The 19,417-nt window shown below is 71.4% G+C and carries 17 protein-coding genes; 5 read left to right on the forward strand and 12 right to left on the reverse strand.

Translation table 11 applies throughout. The features are described 5' to 3' along the window. Window positions 1-356: 356 nt before the first annotated feature. The 3 genes from Q0818_RS13405 to Q0818_RS13415 are packed head-to-tail and all read right to left on the reverse strand — an operon-like array spanning window position 357 to window position 3,627. Window positions 357-1,700, reverse strand: a complete 1,344-nt coding sequence (locus Q0818_RS13405; RefSeq protein ID WP_298875800.1) for a glycosyltransferase — start codon at window positions 1,698-1,700, stop codon at window positions 357-359. After that, the gene (locus Q0818_RS13410) at window positions 1,697-2,689 is read right to left on the reverse strand and encodes a hypothetical protein (protein ID WP_298875803.1); all 993 of its coding nucleotides are present in this window, start codon (window positions 2,687-2,689) and stop codon (window positions 1,697-1,699) included. The genes Q0818_RS13405 and Q0818_RS13410 overlap by 4 nt, the downstream gene beginning before the upstream one ends. Then, window positions 2,686-3,627, reverse strand: coding sequence for a WcbI family polysaccharide biosynthesis putative acetyltransferase (locus Q0818_RS13415; RefSeq protein WP_298875806.1), 942 nt, complete (start codon window positions 3,625-3,627; stop codon window positions 2,686-2,688). The genes Q0818_RS13410 and Q0818_RS13415 overlap by 4 nt, the downstream gene beginning before the upstream one ends. 67 nt (window positions 3,628-3,694) lie before the next feature. Between Q0818_RS13415 and Q0818_RS13420 the strand changes: the two genes are divergently transcribed. Genes Q0818_RS13420 through Q0818_RS13435 form a run of 4 tightly spaced genes read left to right on the forward strand, consistent with a single transcriptional unit; the run spans window position 3,695 to window position 7,786 of the window. Further along, a complete protein-coding gene (locus Q0818_RS13420) occupies window positions 3,695-4,834 on the forward strand; it encodes a glycosyltransferase (RefSeq protein WP_298875809.1) in 1,140 nt (379 codons plus the stop codon). Beyond that, window positions 4,834-5,967 carry a glycosyltransferase gene (locus Q0818_RS13425; protein ID WP_298877085.1) on the forward strand — a complete coding sequence of 378 codons (1,134 nt, stop codon included), beginning with the start codon at window positions 4,834-4,836 and terminating at the stop codon, window positions 5,965-5,967. The genes Q0818_RS13420 and Q0818_RS13425 overlap by 1 nt, the downstream gene beginning before the upstream one ends. Next, the gene (locus tag Q0818_RS13430) at window positions 5,964-6,968 is read left to right on the forward strand and encodes a hypothetical protein (RefSeq protein ID WP_298875811.1); all 1,005 of its coding nucleotides are present in this window, start codon (window positions 5,964-5,966) and stop codon (window positions 6,966-6,968) included. The genes Q0818_RS13425 and Q0818_RS13430 overlap by 4 nt, the downstream gene beginning before the upstream one ends. Continuing rightward, window positions 6,965-7,786 (forward strand): galactosyltransferase-related protein, encoded by an 822-nt coding sequence (locus Q0818_RS13435; RefSeq protein WP_298875814.1) that lies wholly within the window; start codon window positions 6,965-6,967, stop codon window positions 7,784-7,786. Before Q0818_RS13430 ends, Q0818_RS13435 begins: the two co-directional genes overlap by 4 nt. Window positions 7,787-7,859: 73 nt before the next feature. On the opposite strand, the gene Q0818_RS13440 is transcribed toward Q0818_RS13435, so the two are convergent. The 5 genes from Q0818_RS13440 to Q0818_RS13460 are packed head-to-tail and all read right to left on the reverse strand — an operon-like array spanning window position 7,860 to window position 13,151. Continuing rightward, window positions 7,860-9,017: a serine hydrolase domain-containing protein gene (locus Q0818_RS13440; RefSeq protein WP_298875817.1), complete on the reverse strand. Its 1,158-nt coding sequence runs from the start codon at window positions 9,015-9,017 to the stop codon at window positions 7,860-7,862. Further along, on the reverse strand, window positions 9,014-9,973 hold the full coding sequence (locus Q0818_RS13445; RefSeq protein WP_298875820.1) for a glycoside hydrolase family 68 protein: 960 nt from the start codon (window positions 9,971-9,973) through the stop codon (window positions 9,014-9,016). The genes Q0818_RS13440 and Q0818_RS13445 overlap by 4 nt, the downstream gene beginning before the upstream one ends. 33 nt (window positions 9,974-10,006) lie before the next feature. Further along, on the reverse strand, window positions 10,007-10,831 hold the full coding sequence (locus Q0818_RS13450) for a carbohydrate ABC transporter permease (RefSeq protein ID WP_298875823.1): 825 nt from the start codon (window positions 10,829-10,831) through the stop codon (window positions 10,007-10,009). After that, window positions 10,828-11,799, reverse strand: a complete 972-nt coding sequence (locus Q0818_RS13455) for a carbohydrate ABC transporter permease (RefSeq protein ID WP_298875826.1) — start codon at window positions 11,797-11,799, stop codon at window positions 10,828-10,830. Before Q0818_RS13455 ends, Q0818_RS13450 begins: the two co-directional genes overlap by 4 nt. Beyond that, window positions 11,799-13,151, reverse strand: a complete 1,353-nt coding sequence (locus Q0818_RS13460; protein WP_298875829.1) for an extracellular solute-binding protein — start codon at window positions 13,149-13,151, stop codon at window positions 11,799-11,801. The genes Q0818_RS13455 and Q0818_RS13460 overlap by 1 nt, the downstream gene beginning before the upstream one ends. Before the next feature lie 178 nt (window positions 13,152-13,329). Here Q0818_RS13460 and Q0818_RS13465 point away from each other — a divergent pair, with 178 nt between their 5' ends. Next, a complete protein-coding gene (locus Q0818_RS13465; RefSeq protein WP_298875832.1) occupies window positions 13,330-14,352 on the forward strand; it encodes a LacI family DNA-binding transcriptional regulator in 1,023 nt (340 codons plus the stop codon). A gap of 183 nt (window positions 14,353-14,535) precedes the next feature. Here the strand turns inward: Q0818_RS13465 and Q0818_RS13470 are convergent, their stop codons facing one another. From Q0818_RS13470 to Q0818_RS13485, 4 genes are read right to left on the reverse strand one after another with little or no spacing between them, the layout of a single operon-like run. Then, the gene (locus tag Q0818_RS13470; RefSeq protein ID WP_298875834.1) at window positions 14,536-16,230 is read right to left on the reverse strand and encodes a glycoside hydrolase family 13 protein; all 1,695 of its coding nucleotides are present in this window, start codon (window positions 16,228-16,230) and stop codon (window positions 14,536-14,538) included. 26 nt (window positions 16,231-16,256) lie between these two features. Next, on the reverse strand, window positions 16,257-17,183 hold the full coding sequence (locus tag Q0818_RS13475) for a carbohydrate ABC transporter permease (RefSeq protein ID WP_298875837.1): 927 nt from the start codon (window positions 17,181-17,183) through the stop codon (window positions 16,257-16,259). Next, window positions 17,180-18,094 carry a carbohydrate ABC transporter permease gene (locus tag Q0818_RS13480; protein WP_298875840.1) on the reverse strand — a complete coding sequence of 305 codons (915 nt, stop codon included), beginning with the start codon at window positions 18,092-18,094 and terminating at the stop codon, window positions 17,180-17,182. Before Q0818_RS13480 ends, Q0818_RS13475 begins: the two co-directional genes overlap by 4 nt. Further along, window positions 18,091-19,404: an extracellular solute-binding protein gene (locus tag Q0818_RS13485; protein ID WP_298875843.1), complete on the reverse strand. Its 1,314-nt coding sequence runs from the start codon at window positions 19,402-19,404 to the stop codon at window positions 18,091-18,093. Before Q0818_RS13485 ends, Q0818_RS13480 begins: the two co-directional genes overlap by 4 nt. Window positions 19,405-19,417 lie beyond the last annotated feature (13 nt).

The following is a 19,417-nucleotide window of genomic DNA, read 5'->3' on the forward strand; positions in this document are numbered from 1 at the left end:
GTTGAGTTCTCAAGGAACGGACGCACCCACAGAAACAGTCATCTCGACCTACCCGTGAGGCAGTTCACTACCTTCACGCCTTCCGGACACGACGAAACAGCTTCGAGAAGCTGGTTTCAGGATGTGTGCCGAACGGCAGAACCCCAACTGTAGACCAGAGAGTCGAAACTCTCAAGACCAGGTGTTGGGGGTGGTTCGCTGCATGAGGGGCTGCGGGGCCTTTCGGCCGCTCCGCTCTCCCCTGTGGGGCGAACAAGTAATAAGTTACGCCCGAACCGCACCCCCGTCGAATCGAGGCGACAGCCCGGGCGTGTCGCGTGTGGGGCGCAGTCGGCGCGGACGTGTTCCGGTCGCGGTCAGACGAAGCGTGCGGGGCTCCCCCAGCCTCCGACCCAGGCCTCCACGTGCGGCTGCTGCCGGAGGATGTGCACGCCGGCCACGGAAACGGTTCGTCGGGCGAGTCCGAGGTCGTTCCCCCATCGTGCGGAGCGTCGATGCGCGCGTCTGCTGTGCGCTCGTCCCACGGTCACGCCCTCCGTCGTCGTCAGCACAACGGAGCCCACCTCGCTTCCACTCAGCACCGCCAACGCCGTGTCGAGATCCGCCCGGTCCACGACGACGAGCGGGACATCGAGCTCCAGAGTGACGCGCGCGTCGAGCGGGGTCCGATCCTCCCGGACGCGCGGGTCGTGCGCGAGCGCGCTGCCGGCCGGGATGGCATCCATCGTCACCGTCGCCCGCGGGAAGGCCGCGAGGAGTGAGTCGACGCAGACGAAAGCGGCCGGCGCGGTCAGGTCGCCCGGAACGCGCACCTCGAGGTCGGGCGTGCGCGGGAGCAGGCCGCGGCCGGCGGATCCCTCGACGGGAATCAGGTGCGCGAGCTGGAGGCTCTGGCGATTGCCCTCCGCCGCACGATCGCGGTCGTCGCGCCCGGCCCAGTCGGGTCCGTCGTGCCAGGCGACGGCATCCGGGACGTGGGCGAACACCGCGCCGGCCTGCCAGGCGCGGTGCGCCCATTCCCAGTCCTCTCCCCCGTAAGCGGAGAACGCCTCGTCGAAGCCGCCGACCTCGTCGAAGAACGCGCGGGAGCAGGCGAGGACCGCGCTGATGACGTAGCGGTAGGAACGGTCGTCGGCGCGGAGGAGGTCGCCGCTGTCGGCGTAGGCCTCTCGCAACCAGGCGGGCTCGGTCACCTCCACCGTCGGTGCCGCCTCGGCGATCGGCGCATCGACCGGCACGTCGGCGAGATGGGCGTGGCGGCGGCGTCCGACCGTGACCGCCTCGGGCAGCAGTGCCGGCAGACGGGTGAGCGTGCGCACGTACTCGGGCTCAGGCGTCGTGTCGGCGTCGAGGAAGCAGAGCACGTCGCCGGTGGCGACCGACGCCCCCAGGTTGCGCGCCGCCGCCGCGCGGAAGCCGCGGTCGTCCTGACGGACGAGACGGACGCCGTCGGGAACCACGGGCGGCTCGGGAGAACCGTCGTCGGCGACGACGATCTCGAGACGGTCCGCCGGGTGGTCCTGACGCGCGAGGGCGGCGAGCGTACGCGCCAGCTCCCGGGGCTGCGCATAGTGAGTGACGATCACGGTGACCCGCGGCGGCTCCGGCTCGCGGTGCGACACCAGGTCCCACCGGTTCCCCGGCACCCAGGGCATCCGGTCGTTCCAGTCCTCCGAGATCTCCGGGATGTCGGCGGTCATGACGCGCGCCCTCCCCACCACCGCAGGTAGGCACGTGCGGCGTCGGCGCGGCCGAACGGCAAGGGGGCGACACCGTGCCACGTCGACGACGCGTCAGCGCGGGCGTGCGCGATGGCCCCGGCGAGCGCCTCGGGCTCGACGACGGTGAGGGTGCCGGGGCGCAGGCTCGCCATCTCGTCGACGTAACGGTTGCGCACGGCCACCGGGCGGCGGCCCCATCCGATCCACGAGGTCAGCGAGCCCGACGCCGACACATGGCGGTGCGCGATCACGGGCACCGCGACGCGAGACACGCGCGCGGCCATGTCGGCGTCGTCGAGCCAGCCGGTGACCTCGACGGCGACTCCGGCGGCATCCGCTCGGCGGACGAAGGACTCGAGGTCGGCGGCGTGGCCCTCCGAGGCGCGGCCGAGCACCGCGAGTCGCGGAATCCCCGCGGCGACCGCGGCGGCGAGCGCTTCGTCGTGCCCTTTGCCGGGGTAGAAGTAGCCGAGCACGCCGACGGCGCCATCGGAGGAGGCGGAAACGGGGGCGGGCTCCTCGTCGACCGGGAGCGGCACGACGGCGACGGCCCCATCCCAGACGTCTTCCTCGCGGAGCAGCTCGCGTTCGTGCGCGCTGTTGACCGCGACAGCGCGTGCCGCCTCGGTGACCGCGCGGTAGAAGGCACGACGACGCGGGCGGTTGCGTTCGCCGTCGGACGCCTGGGGCACGTCGTGCAGCGTGACGGTGAGCGGATGCCGGGCGCCCAGGGCCACGATGGTGCGCGTCGCCTCCTCGGGAGAGGCGCCCCACAGGCGGTCGGTCACGTGGGCGTGCACCGGTGTTCCCGCGGCCAGCGCGGCGAGTGCGTCGGGGGTGACGATGCGGGTCCCGGGGCGCAGGCGGACCACCTCGGCGGCGATGTCGCGGGCGTACACCGCGACCCCGTGCGGGCCGGGGTAGACGAGGAGCACCGGGGATGCGGCATCCGCGTTCGGGAGACTCATGCGGCGGCCGCCCAGGTGGCGAGCAGCGGCGCCATGCGGTCGACGACCGCGGCCAGGAGCGCGGGACGCTCGCGGTAATAGGCGAGGTGGGCTTCGCGCACGGTCTCGGCCGGGAGGATCTCTCCGGCGACGATCCAGTCGGGGCGGGGCGCGGCATCCAGGTTCCAGGCATCGACCACCCACTCCTCGAGCGGCGCCCGCACCGACGCGAGGATCGGACGCCCCGGATCGACGGCACCGCCCGGCGCGCCGAGGGCGGCGACGATCCGCTCGCCGAGCGGAAGGAACAGCGCGTTGCCGGGGTGGTTGACCGTGCGGGCAAGGTCTTCCACGACGGCATCGAACAGATCGGATGCCGTGACGTCGAGCCCGCGCGCCTCACGGCGTCGCAGTTCGGCGCGCGAGCCGTCCGCGATCTCGTGCACCGCGGCCGGACCGAGGGCGGCGGGGACGTCGAGGCGCGCCGCCTCGGCGACCGTCCGGACGTCGTGGTACGCCACCAGCGGCGGATCCTCGGGGAATTCGGGCAGGCGCAGCACCGCCTGGAAGGGGTGCAGGCCCGCGAAGCGCACCGCCGGAACCGTGACGACGCGGGCGGACGGCGGCAGCGACGCCCGGAGCTGCGCGGTGCCGAGGGGAAGGCCCCGGTAGTCGTCGCGGACCGGCTGGCTGACCAGGAAAGACGCGCCCCGCAGCAGCTCGTGCACCCTCACGGCGTCGGCGGCCGACAGCTCGTGCACCGCCGGCATCCGCACCGCAGGGAGGACGTCGGAGGAGACGACCAGGCGAAGCGACTCGGCCTGGCAGTTGCCGACGATCAGGCCGTAACCGGCGGGCAGCGGAGCGTCTCCGTAGAAGGCGGCGTAGTGGGCGCGGCGCGCTATCACCGCTTCGCCGTGGTCCGCAAGGCTCTGCACCCGCGTCGTCTCGCCGCCCATGATGTGAACGTATCCGTCGGTGTCATCGTCGTCCCAACCGCCCCGTTGCATTGCGATGTGCCTGGCGATGCGGTACACGCACCGTCACGCACGCCTGCACGAGGAGGAAGAGAAGATCGTCGCCAGCACCGTCCCCCCGGTTAGAGTCGCCGCCGTCCCCTCGGGACATCCGTACGTCACCGCCGTCGCGGATCCCACGCACGTCACCCTGCTCGCCGATCCGCCTCCGCCGGGAGCCCCCGCCGGTCGCTGGTGGCCGCCGCAGATCCTCCTTCCGGAGTGGCTGCGTGACAACGCCGCGGATTTCGACCTGGTCCACGTGCATTTCGGCATCGAGTCGTATACGCCGGAGGAGCTCTCCGAGACCGTCGCCGCGCTGCGCGCGCTGAACCGCCCCCTCGTCTACACGGTGCACGACCTCGAGAACCCGCAGCTGCTGTCGCAGGAGGCGCACCGCGCGTCGCTCGCGGTTCTGGCCGAAGCGGCCGACGAACTCATCACCCTCACCGGCACGGCCGCCGACGAGGTCTTCGCGTTCGCCCGGCGGCATCCCACCGTGATCGCCCACCCGACGCTGCTCGGCGATGCGGAGCGCCCATCCGGGGTGGCCCACGATGCGACCCGCATCGGCGTGCACCTGCGCGATCTGCGCCCCAACATCGACGGGGTGGGCACGACGGCGACGCTCGTTCGCGCCGTGGCCGATCTGCGGGCCCAGGGGGCGCGTGTCGAGGCCGTGGTGCGGATGAACGAGAACGTCCGGGATGCCGAGGCTGCGGCATCCATCGATTTGCTCGCCCGCGACGCCGAGGGCGTCACCGTCGAGCGCGGGGAGCGCCTCGACGACGACGCCCTGGCCCGTTGGCTCGCCGACCTCGACGCGTGCCTGCTGCCCTACCGGCACGGCACCCAGTCGGGATGGGCGGAGCTCTGCTACGACCTCGCCGTACCGGTGATCGGCACGCGCGTGGGGCACATCGCCGCCCAGCACCCGGGCGACTTCCACAGCTTCGACGTCGGCGAACCCGTGTCGCTCGCCCGGGCGATCGTGGATGCCACGGACGCGGCGTGGTCGACCCCCGGATCGCCACGGCGGACGGCTGAAGTCGAACGCCGCCTCTCCGACCGCCTCGCCGAACGGGATGCCGTGCGCGCCGCGCATCTCGCGCTCTACCGACGCGCGACGGCGACGGAGGAGGCGGCGTGATGCGGACCGGGACGACCCTGCGGGTGCTGGTGGTGGCCCCCTCGCGCTACGCCCTGCGCCAGCCGCACGCCGGCGGCCTGGAGGCCTGCGTCTGGGATCGCGTGCGGTGGCTGCGGGAACGTGGTCACGAGGTGACGCTGTGCGCCGCGGACGGTTCGGACTTCCTCGGCGACGTGCCCGAGTTCCGGCTGCCGACCCCGGAGTGGACGCGCCCCGAGGAGTCGTCCGACACCGAGTACCCCGCGGGGTACGCCGCTGCGGTCGACGCCGCGTACGACGCGGCCCTCGAGCGCTTGATCGCGGACCGCCACCTGTACGACGTGGTCGACAACCACAGCCTGCATCCGGCGCCCATCCGGTGGAGCCGGGAGGCCGGCATCCCGGTCGTGACGACGCTGCACACCCCTCCCCTGGAGCCGATGCTCGAGGCGGCCGCGGACGTGCGCGACAGCCCGCACCGCTTCGTCGCGGTGAGTCAGGCCACGGCGCGCGCGTGGTCGATCGAGGGTGTGGACGCGTTCGTCTTCCCCAACGGCATCGACACCGACCAGTGGACGCGCGGGTCGGGCGGCACGTCGTGGGTGTGGTCGGGGCGCGTCGTGCCCGAGAAGGCCCCGCATCTCGCGATCGAAGCGGCGCGCGAGGCGGGGGCGCACATCGTGCTGGCCGGCCGGATCGGCGACGTGGACTACTTCGAGCAGGAGATCGTGCCGCGCCTCGGCGTCCACGCCCGCTACGTCGGCCCGCTGCGCCAGCCCGATCTGTGCCGGCTCGTGGGGTCGTCGGCCGTCGCGCTGGTGACGCCGATGTGGGAGGAGCCGTTCGGGCTCGTCATCGCCGAGGCGCTGGCCACGGGCACTCCCGTCGCCGCGTTCGACATCGGCGGTGTCTCGGAGGTGCTCAACGGGATGCCGGGATCGGCGACCGTCGTACCGGGCGATATCGTCGCCCTCGCGAAAGCCGCCGCGGAGCTGGCCGCGCACGGAGCGCGCGAGCCGCTGACCCGTGTCTGGACCCGCCGCGCGGCCGTGCGGCAGCACTCGCTGGCCCAGCGCTACCGCGAGGTGGAGCGCGTCCTCGCCCACACCGCCCAACCGGTCTCGGTGCGGCGCGCACCGGCGGTGGCGTGGTGATCGGCTGGTACGTCCACCACCACGGCTACGGCCACGTCGCTCGCTTCCTGGCGGTGCAGCCTCACGTGCGAGTGCCCGTCGTGGCGTTCTCGTCGATGCCGCGCCCCTCGACGCTGCCCGCCGCGGTGGAGTGGATCGAGCTGCCTCCGGACGCGGATGAGTTCGAGAGCGCCGACGGCTCCCGGCGCGACCCGCGCGACGCCGACCCGACCGTGCGCGGTCACCTGCACTGGGCTCCGCACGGACACCCCGGTCACCGGTCCCGACTGGCGGCGATCGCCACGGCATCCGTCGACCGGAACCTCGATGCCTTCGTCGTCGACGTGAGTGCCGAGGTGGTCGCGTTCGCGCGCCTGCTGGGGCTGCGCACCATCGCGGTGACCCAACCCGGCGCGCGCACCGATGCCCCGCACGCTCTCGCCTACGGGCTCGCCGACCGCATCGTCGCGCCCTGGGCGCACGGGGCCGTGCCCACCGCGGGTCTGACGGCGCACGCCGACCGGGTGGTGTGGACGGGCGGCATCTCGCGCTACGACGGACGCGCCACGGACGGCCCGCGCGACGAGAGGTCTGTGCTCGTGCTCGGTCGCGTGCTCGATGACGCGGTGCGGGAGGAGGCGGCCGCACGCCTGCGCGAGCGCGGGTGGGACGTCACGGCCATCGGTCACGACGCCGCCTCGCGCGTGGACGACCCGTGGCCGCTGCTCTCGCGCAGCACGGTGGTGGTCAGCGCCGCCGGACAGAACAGCGTCGCCGACCTCGCGAGCGCCCAGGCGCGCGCGGTGGTCGTCGCGCAGGAGCGCCCGTTCGACGAGCAGGCCCACACCGCCGACGCCCTCGAGCGCTGGGGCCTGGCCCGGCGGGCCGATACGACGGTTTCGGCCGACGACCTCACGGCCCTCGTCGAAGCCGCCGCCGACGACGAACCGGACTGGTCGCGCTGGCAGGTGGCCGGAGGCGCCGGGCGCATGGCGGCCGCCGTCGAGGCGGTGCTGTCGTGAAGACCGCGGTGATCACGGTCGCATCGCGGGCGCGCGCGGAGCACCTCGCGCGCCAGCGTCGCGTGCTCGGCGAGGTCGCATCCGACCTCGTGCGGGTGGAGGCGTGGCTCGACGCGACGCCGCCGGACGGCATCCCGGATGCCGGCACCCTCACGTTGCACGTCCCGCCGGGGCCCCACGGCATGCGCGTGGGCGAGGGACGCAATCGGGCCGCCGCCGCGGCCATCGCCGCCGGCGCGGACCTGCTGGTGTTCCTCGACGTCGACTGCCTTCCGGGGGCCGGGTTGCTGGAGTCCTATCGCGCCGCGGCCCTCGCTCACCCCGCCGCGATCCTGTGCGGAGCGGTCACGTACCTCTCGAGCGTGCAACGCCCCGAAACGGCGGCGGACCTGCCTTTCCTCGTGCGCCCGCATCGCGCCCGGCCCGCTCTCGCCCCGGGCGTGACACGGGCGGCCACCAACGCGGAGTACGACCTGTTCTGGTCGCTGTCGTTCGCCGTGACCCCCGCGACGTGGAGCACGCTCGGCGGCTTCCACGCGGGCTACCAGGGCTACGGCGCGGAGGACACCGATCTCGCGTGGACGGCGCGCGCCGCCGGGGTCGAGATGCGCTGGGTCGGCGGGGCGGATGCCTTCCATCAGTGGCATCCGGTGTCCTCTCCCCCGTGGCAGCACCTCGACGACATCCTGCGCAACGGCGCCGCCTTCCACGAGCGGTGGGGATCGTGGCCGATGGGCGGGTGGCTGGAGGCCTTCGCCGCGGCCGGCGCGATCGAGCAGCGCGACGGCGTGTGGGAACGGGTCGCCACGCCCGCGTGAGTCGCCAAGAATCGTCGCTCCGGGGTGCCCGGAAGCGACGATTCTTGGCGACTCACGCGGTGGGGGCGGGGGGTCAGACCAGGGAGCGGAGGGCGTCGACGATGCGGGTGGCGCGGGGGTCGTCGGCCTCCATCCAGTTCGTCACGAACGCGAAGCCCACCCGGGCCGCGCGATCGGCGAAGGCGACCTGACCGCCCGCGCCGTCGTGGCCGAAGCTCGTGGGACCGAGGTACCGGCGTGCCTCCGAGTCGAGCTGGAACCCCGCCGCCCAGTGCGGCCAGGGGGCCGGGGCGGCGAAGACCGGGGCGCCCGCCGTCCGCTCGCGCGTGACGAGGTCGAGGGTGTCGTCGTCGAGCAGACGGATGCCGTCGGTCTCGGCGACCGTGGCCGACCACATCGCCGCGACCGCCCGTGCGGTGGCGACGGCTCCGGCGCCGGGGATGACCGCCGCGCGCACGTCGTCGGCGTTGAAGCCGTCGTCGTCGGTGACCAGCGTGGCCGGCAGCACCCCGCCGAGGGTCATCGCCCGGTCCAGCCAGCCGGCGACCCCGGGAGCACGCTCCGCGGCCTGGCGCGCGACGAGGGCGGCGAGCGTCGGCCCCACCCGCAGGTGAGCCGCGGATGCCGCGACCTCGGTCGGTATCCCGAGCCAGGCTCCACCGCCCACGACCTCGGCCATCGCCGCGAACGCGTCACCCGGTGCGACGCCGCCGGCCCGGCGCACGATCTCGCCCGACAGCCATCCGTGCGTGAGAGCGTGGTACGCCCAACCGGCGCCGGGCTCCCAGAGCGGTTCCTGCTCGGCGACGATGCGTGTCATGGCCTCGAAATCGAGGAGCTGCTCGCGCGTGACGTCGACCCTCGGCGCCGAGACGCCCGCCCGGTGGGCGAGGGCGTCTCCGACGCTCACCCGGTCCTTGCCGTGCACCCCGAACTCGGGCCAGAGCTCGGCGAGAGGTCGATCCAGGTCGAGCAGTCCGTCTTCGACGAGGCGCGCCGCGAGGATCGACATGAGCCCCTTCGTGCACGAGAAGACCACCGAGGGGGTGTCCCTCTCCCAGGGCCGGCCGTCGCGGCTGTCGGCGGTGCCGCCCCAGACGTCGACGACGGAGCGGCCGTCGACGCGGACGGCGAGGGCGCCGCCCATCTCGGGCAGCCCCTCGAACGCGGCGGCGAAGGCGTCGCCCACCGCCTCGAACCCCGGGGCGACAAGGCCGTGCACCGCGGTCATCGAACGACCTCCGCGACGACGAGGCGGTCGCCGTCCCAGCGCAACGGGAGCGGGTCGGACAGGGTGCCGACGAAAGCTCCGTCGGTCGTGACGTTCTCGAAGGCCAGCATCACGGCCCGCCCGTCGGCGTCGTCGGCGACGACGCGGCCGCTATACAGGCGCTCGTCGGCGACCAGCGTCGCCCGCTCCACGGGGTACGGACCCCGCGGGTCGTCGAGGGCGACGGCCCAGATCCCTCCGCCCCGACCCGCGCGCTCACCCGCGAGATGCGTGGCGTCGCACGAGAAGACCAGGGCCCACCGACCCTCGATCTGCACCACCTGCGGCACCTCGAGGTGTGCGAACCCGGCGCCCGGCGTGCTGCGCGGCGGGCGGACCTCCCAGTGGTGCAGGTCGCGGGACCACGCGTGACCGATGACCCCGCGGTCGCGCTCGCGACCGTCCCGGGCGCGGGCCGTGACGAGCATGTGCCACCCGTCGCCGTCGGGATCGGCGAAGACCCACGGATCGCGCCACGCCTCCTCGTGCCAGGTGCCCGCGTCGAGCGTCTCGTACCAGCGCGCATCGGCCGCCACGACGACGTCGGGATCCTTCGTCCAGGTCGCGAGGTCGGTCGAGGTCGCGGCCAGCACCGTCTCGACGTTCGTGATCTCGCCGTCGCGCAGGAACCGCGATCCGGTGTAGAACATGCGCCAATCGGCATCCGCCCCGACGATGCTGCCGGTCCAGGTGGCCGTGGCATCCGGAGCGTCGCCGCCCGAGGGCTCCAGCACGGTGCCGTGCACGGTCCACGAGCGCAGATCGTCGCTCGTGGCGTAGCCCACGCTCGCGTTGCGATGACGCAGGTCGGGGTCGCCCAGGCTCGTCGGCGCCTGGAGGAACATCATGTGGTGGGTGTCGCCGTCGCGGGCGAGCCAGAAATCCCAGACCCAGTGGTCGGGCAGCGTGAACGTCATGAGATCCGTTTCGAAGGTGGCGAGAGGGCGCGGTCAGCCCTTGACGGCGCCCTGCACGAGGGCGCGGATGAACTGCCGCTGGAACACGAGGAACAGCAGCACCGCGGGCGTGATGATGATGAGCGCCCCCGCGTTCAGCAGGGGGATGCTGAGCGAGTACTGCCCCTGGAAGAAGGTCAGCGCGCCCGCGACCGTGCGCTGGAGCGGGTCGGCGATGAGCACCACCGGGAGAAGGAACTGGTTCCACGTCCAGATGAACAGCAGGATCGCCAGGGCCGACAGCGCAGGGGCGGCCAGCGGCAGCTGGATGCTGCGGAACTCGCGCCACAGCGACGCCCCGTCGACTCGCGCGGCCTCGGACAGCTCGCGGGGGACGTTGATGAAGTGCGCGCGCATCCAGAAGACGCCGAAGGGCATGTAGAGGCCGATGAGGGGGAAGATCACGGCCCACGGGGTGTTCACGGTGCCCATCGACTGCGCCTGGTAGTACAGCGGGATGATGAGGGCCTCGAAGGGGATCGTGAGCCCCAGCACGAAGAACACCAGGATGCCGCGGCCGAAACGCACCTGCAGGGAGCCCAGCGCGAAGCCCGCGAGGGTGGCGGCGACCAGGCTCAGGGGCACGACGCCCAGCACGATCACGAGGCTCGAGCCCATGAGCTGCCACACGTGACCGGTCTCGAAGGCGGTGGCGAAATTGCCCCACTGGGGATCGGTCGGCCAGGTGAGGCCGGTGGGGTTGCGGTCGGCGGGCTGCAGCGCCGCCGAGAACATGCTGATCAGGGGCAAGAGCGTCACGATCGCGGCGACGCTGAGCAGGATGATGCCGAGCAGGCGCTCGGTACGGCTGGCGATCACGAGTCGCTCGCTCTCGAGAGGCGTTGGATGGGGAGCACCACGATCAGCACCAGCACCATGAGCACGATGCCGAAGGCGGAGGCCAGGCCCACGTCGCTCTGGGTGAAGCCGATGCGGAAGATCGACAGGCCCGGCACGAGGGTCGCGCGGCCGGGGCCGCCCTGGGTCGAGGTGTAGATGATGTCGAAGCTCGACAGCGCGGCGATGACCGTGACGGTGACGAGCACCGCGATCTCCTGCCGCAGGCCCGGGAGCGTGATGGTGAAGAACTCGCGCCACCACCCGGCGCCGTCGAGGCGGATCGCCTCGTAGAGCGACACGTCGATCTTGCCGAGGCCGGTGAGCAGCAGCACGGTGCACAGGCCCGTGAGCACCCACGACCCGATCAGGCCGACGGCCGGCAGAGCCGTGCCGTAGTCGGCGAGCCACGGGCGGGTGATCCAGCCGAGGCCGACCCAGCCGAGGATCTGGTTGACCGCGCCGGTCTGCGCGTACATCCACGACCACGCGATGCCCGCGGCGGCGAGGGGGATGATCTGTGGCAGGAACAGCACCGTCTGGGCCGTCGCCGCGAACGCCTTGTAGCGGATGCCGCGGATCAGGGTCGACAGCACGAGGCCGAGGCCGACGGGGATGAACGTGAAGAAGGCGATGAGGACGAAGGCGTTGCGGATCGCGCCGAGCAGGTCGGGGTCGGTGAACACCGTGAGGTAGTTCTCGACGCCCACCCAGCGGGCCACGCCGATGCCGTTCCAGTCGTAGAACGAGTACTGCACGCCCTGGATCAGGGGCCAGATCACGAACCCGATGTAGAAGCCGAGGGCGGGGACGAGCAGCAGCCATCCGGCGAGGGTCGCCCGCCGGGCCACTGCGCGTGCAGCGGCCCGGCGAACGGGTGCGGTCGCCGTCGCCGGGTCGGCGGCGTCTGGTCGAGGGGCCGCCGCGACGGCGACCGCACGGTCGGTCATTACTCCCCGACCTCGCTCTCGTAGAACTTCTGCACGCGGTCGACGAACTCCTGGCCGGTGATCTGACTGGTCACCAGCAGCTGCGACTCGGGGATGATCGAGCCGGCGTAGATGCCGGCGGTGGTGTTGGCCATGAAGTCGACCTGGCCGTTCTCGGCGCCGATCTGCGCCGACATCTTCAGCGCGTTCTCGATGAGCGAGCCGGCCTCGACCGTGGGCAGCTCCTGCGCCGGGTCGCCGCCGGGAGATGCGCCCGTGACGTCGACGATGATCTGACGCGCGGTCGGGTCGGTGTGCACCCAGTTCAGGAAGTACGCGACCTCGTTGATGTGCGGCGACTTGGCCGCGACCGAGAACGAGTTCGCCGCGCCCATGGCGACGTGATCGGCCCCGGCCTCGGCCGGCGGGACGAGGAAGAACTCGACGTTCGATCCGAGCGCCTTCTGGTAGTTCGCGGCCTCCCAGTTGCCGTTGAAGGTGAACAGGCCCTCGCCCGCCGAGAAGCGGCTGGTGAAGGTGAAGTAGTCGATCGCGTTGATGTCGGACGGGAAGTACCCGGCATCCGCCCATGTGCGCACGAGCTCGGCACCCTGCACGTTGCCGGACTCGTCGTAGCGCGCACCCGGCTCGTTGAACATCCACGACAGGAACTGGTCCTTGTCGACGTACTGGTTCATCGCGGCCTGGACCACGAAGTTGACCACGCCGTCTTTGTCGCCGGCCATGATCGGCAGGATGCCGGCGGCCTTGGCCTTCGCCATGTCTTGCTCGAGCTCGGCGAGCGTCTGCGGCGGGGCGTCGATGCCCAGCTGGTCGGCGAGCGTGGTGTTCATGTAGATGCCGGTGATGCTGTAGCCCAGGCCCAGCTGGTACAGCGAGCCGGACCCGCGGACGCCCTCGTCGTTCATGCGCAGCGGGGCGAGCTGCGAGGCGGGCCAGGCGTCCCACCCGTAGGCGTCGAAGTAGGGGTCGAGGTTGGCCACGAGACCGTCGCGCACGGTGTCGCCGAGGGTGGGGAGGCGGATGAGGTCGGGCGGGGTGGAGCTGGCGAGCAGCTTGGGGGCGTTCGCGGTGAGGTTCTGGAACGTGTCGCGGTTGATCGTGAAGGTGACGTTTGGGTGCTGCTTGGTGAACTCCTCGGTCAGCTTGTCGGTGACCGGGAAGCCCGTCTCGTCGGCGATGGTGAGCTCGACGGGGTCGCTCGTGAGCTCGGTGCTCACCTCGACGTCGTTCTGCGCGGTCGGTGCCGCGCTGCCGGGCGCGCACCCGGTGAGGGCAGCGCCGGCGAGGCCGGCGATGGCGAGCAGGGCGAGGGATGCCCCTCGACGCCGGCGCGGGATGCGGGTGTTCATGTCGACTCCTTCGTCTGTGCTGCGTGCCGGCGCTCGGGCTGTGCCGGCGGCGGACTGCTGGTGCGCTAACCTGTGCTGAAAGGATTTAGCACGATCATTTACGCAGACGCGCGGAGCGCTGTCAAGATCACTGCGAAGATCGTGACCGCGGCGCCGATGCCGCAGAACGGGAGCACCGATGGGCAAGAGGGTCACACTGGCCGACGTCGCCCGGCGAGCGGGACTGTCGCCCGCGGCGGCCTCCATGATCTTGAACGGTCGCCCCGACACCCGTCTCTCGCAGGATGCGCACGAGCGGGTTCACGCCGCCGCCGCCGAGCTCGGCTATCGCCCCAACATGTCGGCCCGGGCGCTGCGCACCGACACCTCGCACACCGTCGGTTTCGTGTCGGACCTCGTCGCCACCACCCGCTTCGCGAGCGGCCTCATCAAGGGCGCGCTCGGCGCGGCGGAGGCCGCCGGCCAGGTCGTGCTGGTGGCCGAGACCGGGGGCGAGCCCGAGCGCGAGGCCGAGGCGGTCTCGGCCCTGCTCGACCGGCAGGTCGACGGCATCATCTTCGCCTCGATGCGCGCGCGCGAGACCTTCGTGCCGCGCCTGCCCACGGGGCTGCGCACCGTCATGCTCAACGCCACGAACGAGCTGCACCGCTGCAGCGTGCTGCCCGACGAGGAGACGGGAGGGCGACGGGCGATCGAGCTGCTCCTGGCGGCGGGGATCCGCGACGGCATCCTGCTCCTCGGATACGACGCGGATGCCGAGCGCGATCTGTTCCGCTCGGCCACGGTGGCGGCGCGCGTGCGCGGGATCTCCGCGGCCATGGCCGACGCGGGCGCGACCTTCCTGCACGAGGAGTCGATCTGGCTGTGGGAGCCCGCGCCCGGCTACGAGTTCACGGCGCGCCTGCTCGCTGGGGGGATGCGCCCGCGGGCCATCGTGTGCCTCAACGACCGGCTGGCGTTCGGCGCCCTCCAGGCGCTGGGGGATGCCGGCCTGCGCGTACCCGAGGACGTCTCGCTGGTGTCGTTCGACAACGACGAGCTCGCCGCGTACCTGCGTCCGGGCCTGACGACGATCGGCCTCCCTCACGAGGACATGGGTCGCCGCGCCGTCGAACTCCTGCTCGCCCCGGGCGGCCCGCCCGAGGGGCAGCACCTCGTCGAGATGCCGGTGGTGATCCGCGACTCGATCCGTCGCCCCTGAGTCGCGCCCGGCACACGCGGCCGCCAGGCGGCGTCGAGTGTCCAGAACACCCGGGGCCGTTCGGAATCCGTCCGGGTGTTCCGGACGGTCGGCGAGTGCGGCGAGCGGATGCCGTGTGCCGGGGCGTCCACGACGGATGTGCGGAAGCCCCGGCACCCGAGGGCGCCGGGGCTTCCGCGCGAGTCAGGCGCGTCGCATCCAGACCGTCGTCTCACCCGGCAGCGTGCCCCCCTCGACTGGGAGGCTCGAGACCACGACCTCGCCCGCGGGAAGCGGGGCGGGCTCGGTGCCGAAGTTCGTGACGACGGTCCACCCGTTGGGGCGCTCGAACGCCACGACGTCGTCGCCGGGGGTGTCGACCCAGGAGAGCTGCTCGTCGGTCTGCAGCTCGTGGCGAAGCGCCAGGGCGCGACGGTACAGCGACAGGGTCGAGGCGGGGTCCCCGTCCTGCACATCGACGGCAGAGGCACCGAACCACTCCGGCTGCGGCAGATGCGCTCCGCCCTCGCCGAACCCGAACGCCGCGCCCGACGCCGTCCACGGCAGCGGCACCCGGCATCCGTCGCGTCCGAGATCGACACCGGGGCTGCGGAAGAACGTGGGGTCCTGCCGCCGGTCGTCGGGGATGTCGGCGACCTCGTGCAGGCCCAGCTCCTCGCCCTGGTACAGGTACGCCGATCCCGGCAGCCCGAGCACGAACAGCGCCGCCGCACGCGCGCGACGCTCGCCGCGCTCGGCGTCGAGGGCCGGCGTGCGACCGCCGGAGAGCAGCCATTCGTTGCCGTGCTTGAGCGTCGGGCGGCCGTCGGCATCGCGCTCGGCGTCGGGCAGGCCGTAGCGCGTGGCGTGGCGCACGACGTCGTGGTTCGACAGCACCCACGTCGTCGACGAGCCCGACCGCGCGGCCAGGGAGAGGTTGTCGGCGACGATGCGGCGGAACTGTCCCGCGTCGAAGTCGGCCTCGAGAAGGTCGAAGTTGAACGACTGACCGAGGCTCTCGGCGCTCGCGTACAGCGGCACGCGCGAGGGGTGCACCCAGGCTTCGGCCACCGCGGTGCGAGGCGGGTCGTACGAGTTGAACACCGCGCGCCACTCGGCGTAGACCTCGTGCACGTCGTCGCGGTCGAGCAGCGGGTGGGTGCCGTCGATCGGCATCGCCTCGAGCTCCGCCCGCGAGGGAAGGGGCTCGCTGAGGTCCTTGGTCAGCATGTGCGCGACGTCGATGCGGAACCCGTCGACGCCTCGGTCGCTCCAGAAGCGCAGGGTCTTCACGAAGTCGGCGCGCACCTCGGGGTTCGCCCAGTTCAAATCGGGCTGCGAGACGTCGAAGTTGTGGAAGTACCACTGGCCGTCGTCGACGCGCTCCCACGCGGATCCGCCGAACACCGACTCCCAGTCCGTCGGCGGCTCCGCACCGTCGGGCCCGGTCCCCTCGCGGAAGATGTAGCGGTCACGCGCGGCGGAGCCGCGGCCGGCGGCGAGCGCCTCCTGGAACCAGGCGTGGTCGTTCGAGGTGTGGTTCGGCACGATGTCCACCACCACCCGGATGCCGTGGGCGTGCAGCTGCGCGATGAGCTCGTCCATGTCGGCCAGAGTCCCCAGCCGCGGGTCGACGTCGCGGTAGTCGGCGACGTCATAGCCTCCGTCGGCGAGGGCCGAGGGGTAGAAGGGACTGAGCCAGACGGCATCCACCCCCAATTCCGCCAGGTACGGAACGCGCGAGGTGATACCGGGGATGTCGCCCAATCCGTCGCCATCGGTGTCGGCGAAGCTGCGCGGATAGACCTGGTACACCACGGCCTGGCGCCACCAGTCGGGGGCGTCGGAGAGCTCGCGGGTGCGCGCTGCGGGGGCGGCGGTGGGTGCGGCGGTGGTCACGGTGTTCCTTTCGAGGGGATGGTCGGTCAGCCCTTGACGGCGCCCTGCGTGACGCCCGCCATGACCCATCGCTGGGTGAAGAGGTAGGCGACGATCGCGGGGGCCATGGCCATGAGGTACGAGGCGAAGGCGACGTTGTAGTTGTTGCTGAACTGCGTCTGGAAGAGGTTCTGGCGCACCGGGAGGGTCTGAAGCGCCGGATCGCTGATGATGAGCGAGGGCATCATGAAGTCGTTCCACGCGTAGAGGAACGCGAAGATGCCGACGGTGGCGCTCATCGGGGCGAGCAGCGGGAAGATCAGCCGCCAGAACGTCTGCCACGTGGTCGCACCGTCGATGCGCGCGCTCTCTTCCAGCTCGAGCGGGATCGAGCGCAGGAACGCGGTGAACAGCAGCACGCTGAAGCTCAGCTGGAACATCGTGGCGAGGATGATCACGCCCACGGGGTTGTCGAGCCCGACCCGGCCGGTGAGCTGGATCTGCGGCAGCGCCACGACGGGGAACGGGATGAACATCGCCGCGAGCAGGTAGAAGAACGAGTAACGGAACAGCTTGCGGTCCCAGTTGCGGGCGATCGCGTACGAGGCGAAGGCGGCGAGGATGATCGTGGCCACGACCGTGCCCGCGGTCACCAGCAGCGAGATCGCGAGCCCCACCGGGAATTTCGTCAACGTCCACGCCTGGACGAACCCGTCGAAGCTGATCGGTGACGGGAACGAGAAGGCGTTGCCGTCGACGACCTGCGTGCCGCTCTTCAGCGCCATCGAGACCGTGACGTACAGCGGCAGCAGGACGGTCAGGGTGCAAAGGATCAGGATGGTCGTCGTCGACCAGTTGACGCGCTCCGCGCCGACGCGGCGGAAACGACGACGCGGGGGCTCGGCACCCAGGCGCTCGGGGACGGTGAGCTCGGCCTGCTCGAAGGCGAGGGCGGGCTGGTTGAGGGCGGTCATGACAGGGTGTTCCTTCCCCGGGTCAGCGAGAGCTGCAGGAGCGAGATGACGACGGCGACGACGAAGAAGAGCGCGGCGTTGGCCATCTGGTAGGCGTAGTCGCCGCCGTTGAAGCCGAGGATGATCGACATCGCGACGCTGCGGGTCGCGGTGCCGGGCCCTCCCCCGGTCAGCCCGACGATGATGTCGTAGGCGTTCAAGAAGCCCTTGAAGCCCAGGATGACGTTGATGACGACGTATCCGGCCACGAGCGGCAGCGTGATGCGCAGCAGCTGCTGGGTCTTGCTCGCCCCGTCGAGACCGGCGGCCTCGTACACGTCGCCCGGGACCGCGAGCAGTCCCGCGATGTAGATCAGCAGAGTCCCCGGGATCGCCTGCCACGCGGTGACGATGACGATCGCGACCCACGCGAGATCGGGGTTGGCGAGCAGGCTCATCTCCAGCCACGGGATGCCGAGCGAGGCCCCGGCCTGCGGGACGGAGTTGCTGAACAGGAAGTTGAAGACGTAGGCGATGATGATGCCCGAGATCACCATCGGGATGACGAAGACCGTACGCAGCGCCTTCTTGAAGCGGATCTGCGCGGTGAGCCCGACCGCCAGCAGGAACGCGGCGATGTTCACGACGATGACCGTCGCCACCGAGAACCCGAAGGTGAACAGGTAGGCCTGCAGGATCGCCGGGTCGCTGAAGATCGCGATGTAGTTCGTCAGCCCGGTGAAATTCCACTCCCCCAGACCGATCGAGTCGGTGAAGCTGAAGAAGATGCCGATGAGGCCCGGGACCGTGATCGCGAGCGTGAACAGCGCGAGGGTCGGCAGCAGGAAGAGGTAGTAGATCGGCTCGACGCGGCGCGTGCTGCGACGAGCGGTCGCCTTGCCCCCCGTGACGATCGTCGTGGTGGTGGTCATCGCGCGGCCTCCTCGCCAGCGGCATCGTTCGTCGAGGCCGGGGGCTGGCGGAACGCCAAGCGCGACCAGTCCTCGTCCATGGTGCGCAGGGTGGCCTCGGGCGAGGCGCCGAAGATCATCGCCTGGGCGTAGTTGAAGGTGGGGATGGCCTTGGGCACGAGCACCGAGGCACCCTGGTAGATGCGCCCCTCGTCGTAGTACGGGATCATCCCGGCCACCCGCGGGTCGCTGGGCGACGGCGCGTCCTTCGTGGGCGCGAAGCCGAGCTGCGACTCGTTGTACGCCTCGATGATCTCGGGCTGATACAGGTACTCGAGGAAGTCGCGCGCGGCATCCTGGTGGCGGGAGGCCTCGGGGATGATCGCGGCGAGGTCCATGTTGACCCGCACCTTGAGGTCGTCGGGATCGTCGGTCATCGGCAGCGGGAAGGTGCCGACGGGCAGATCGGGCGACGTCTTCGCGATCTCGCCGAGCGCCCAGGGACCCTGCAGGTACATCGCAGCCTCGCCCTGGGCGAACGCGAGGTTGCCGTCACCGTAGGCGCGGCTCTCGGCATCCGCGTTGGTGTAGTCCTGCGCGAGCTGGAGCATGCGGTCCATCGGCTCGGTGAAGTCTTTCGCGAACGACACCGACGAGTCGGCCCCGACCTCATCGCCCTCGGCGGCGAGGCCGTCGAAGAAGTCGATCACATCGAGCGAGCCGCCGACCGAGTAGTCGTACCACCCCTGGGCGACGGTCCAGTCGTCTTTGAACGTGCCGTAGAACGGGGTGATGCCGTTCTGCTTGAGCGTGTCGGACACCTGCAGCAGCTCGTCCCACGTGGTGGGGACCGAGAGCCCCAGTTCGTCGAAGATCTGCGTGTTGTAGATGACGGATGCCGCCATCACCGAGTACGGAAGGGCACTGGTGCGCCCCTCGCACGAGCCGTACTGGTCCATGAGCGGCTGGAGGTCTTCGCGCACGCTCGCGGCGGCGGCGGTGCCGCTGAGATCACTGAGCGCGCAGCGCTGCACGAACCGGGCGACCTCGTAGTTGTAGTTGGCGAGCATGATGTCGGGCGGGTTGCCGCGGACGAAGCTCGCCGAGACGACGTCGACGCCGGAGCTGTCCATCTCCACGCGCACCTTGTCCTGCGAGGCGTTGTACTGCGCGACGACGTCGTTCATGAACGACAGCGCCTCGCGCTTGCTGAAGGTGAAGCGGATGGTCTCGCGCCCGTCGGCGGAGCACCCGGCGAGCAGACCCGCACCCAGCACCCCCACCGCGGTCACGGCGAGCCATCGCCGCCCCGCTCTCGTCTTCGTCGACACCTGCGTCCTCCTC

Origin of the sequence: uncultured Microbacterium sp. (genome assembly GCF_947489255.1) — a bacterium.
GTDB classification, from domain to species: domain Bacteria; phylum Actinomycetota; class Actinomycetes; order Actinomycetales; family Microbacteriaceae; genus Microbacterium; species Microbacterium phycohabitans.

Bases quoted from the DNA above. Each gene is read 5' to 3' on its own strand.
- Q0818_RS13405 (WP_298875800.1), bottom strand. From the start codon at position 1,700: ATGACCGCCGACATCCCGGAGATCTCGGAGGACTGGAACGACCGGATG.
- Q0818_RS13410 (WP_298875803.1), bottom strand. From the start codon at position 2,689: ATGAGTCTCCCGAACGCGGATGCCGCATCCCCGGTGCTCCTCGTCTAC.
- Q0818_RS13415 (WP_298875806.1), bottom strand. From the start codon at position 3,627: ATGGGCGGCGAGACGACGCGGGTGCAGAGCCTTGCGGACCACGGCGAA.
- Q0818_RS13420 (WP_298875809.1), top strand. From the start codon at position 3,695: ATGCGGTACACGCACCGTCACGCACGCCTGCACGAGGAGGAAGAGAAG.
- Q0818_RS13425 (WP_298877085.1), top strand. From the start codon at position 4,834: ATGCGGACCGGGACGACCCTGCGGGTGCTGGTGGTGGCCCCCTCGCGC.
- Q0818_RS13440 (WP_298875817.1), bottom strand. From the start codon at position 9,017: ATGACCGCGGTGCACGGCCTTGTCGCCCCGGGGTTCGAGGCGGTGGGC.
- Q0818_RS13445 (WP_298875820.1), bottom strand. From the start codon at position 9,973: ATGACGTTCACGCTGCCCGACCACTGGGTCTGGGATTTCTGGCTCGCC.
- Q0818_RS13455 (WP_298875826.1), bottom strand. From the start codon at position 11,799: ATGACCGACCGTGCGGTCGCCGTCGCGGCGGCCCCTCGACCAGACGCC.
- Q0818_RS13460 (WP_298875829.1), bottom strand. From the start codon at position 13,151: ATGAACACCCGCATCCCGCGCCGGCGTCGAGGGGCATCCCTCGCCCTG.
- Q0818_RS13465 (WP_298875832.1), top strand. From the start codon at position 13,330: ATGGGCAAGAGGGTCACACTGGCCGACGTCGCCCGGCGAGCGGGACTG.
- Q0818_RS13475 (WP_298875837.1), bottom strand. From the start codon at position 17,183: ATGACCGCCCTCAACCAGCCCGCCCTCGCCTTCGAGCAGGCCGAGCTC.
- Q0818_RS13480 (WP_298875840.1), bottom strand. From the start codon at position 18,094: ATGACCACCACCACGACGATCGTCACGGGGGGCAAGGCGACCGCTCGT.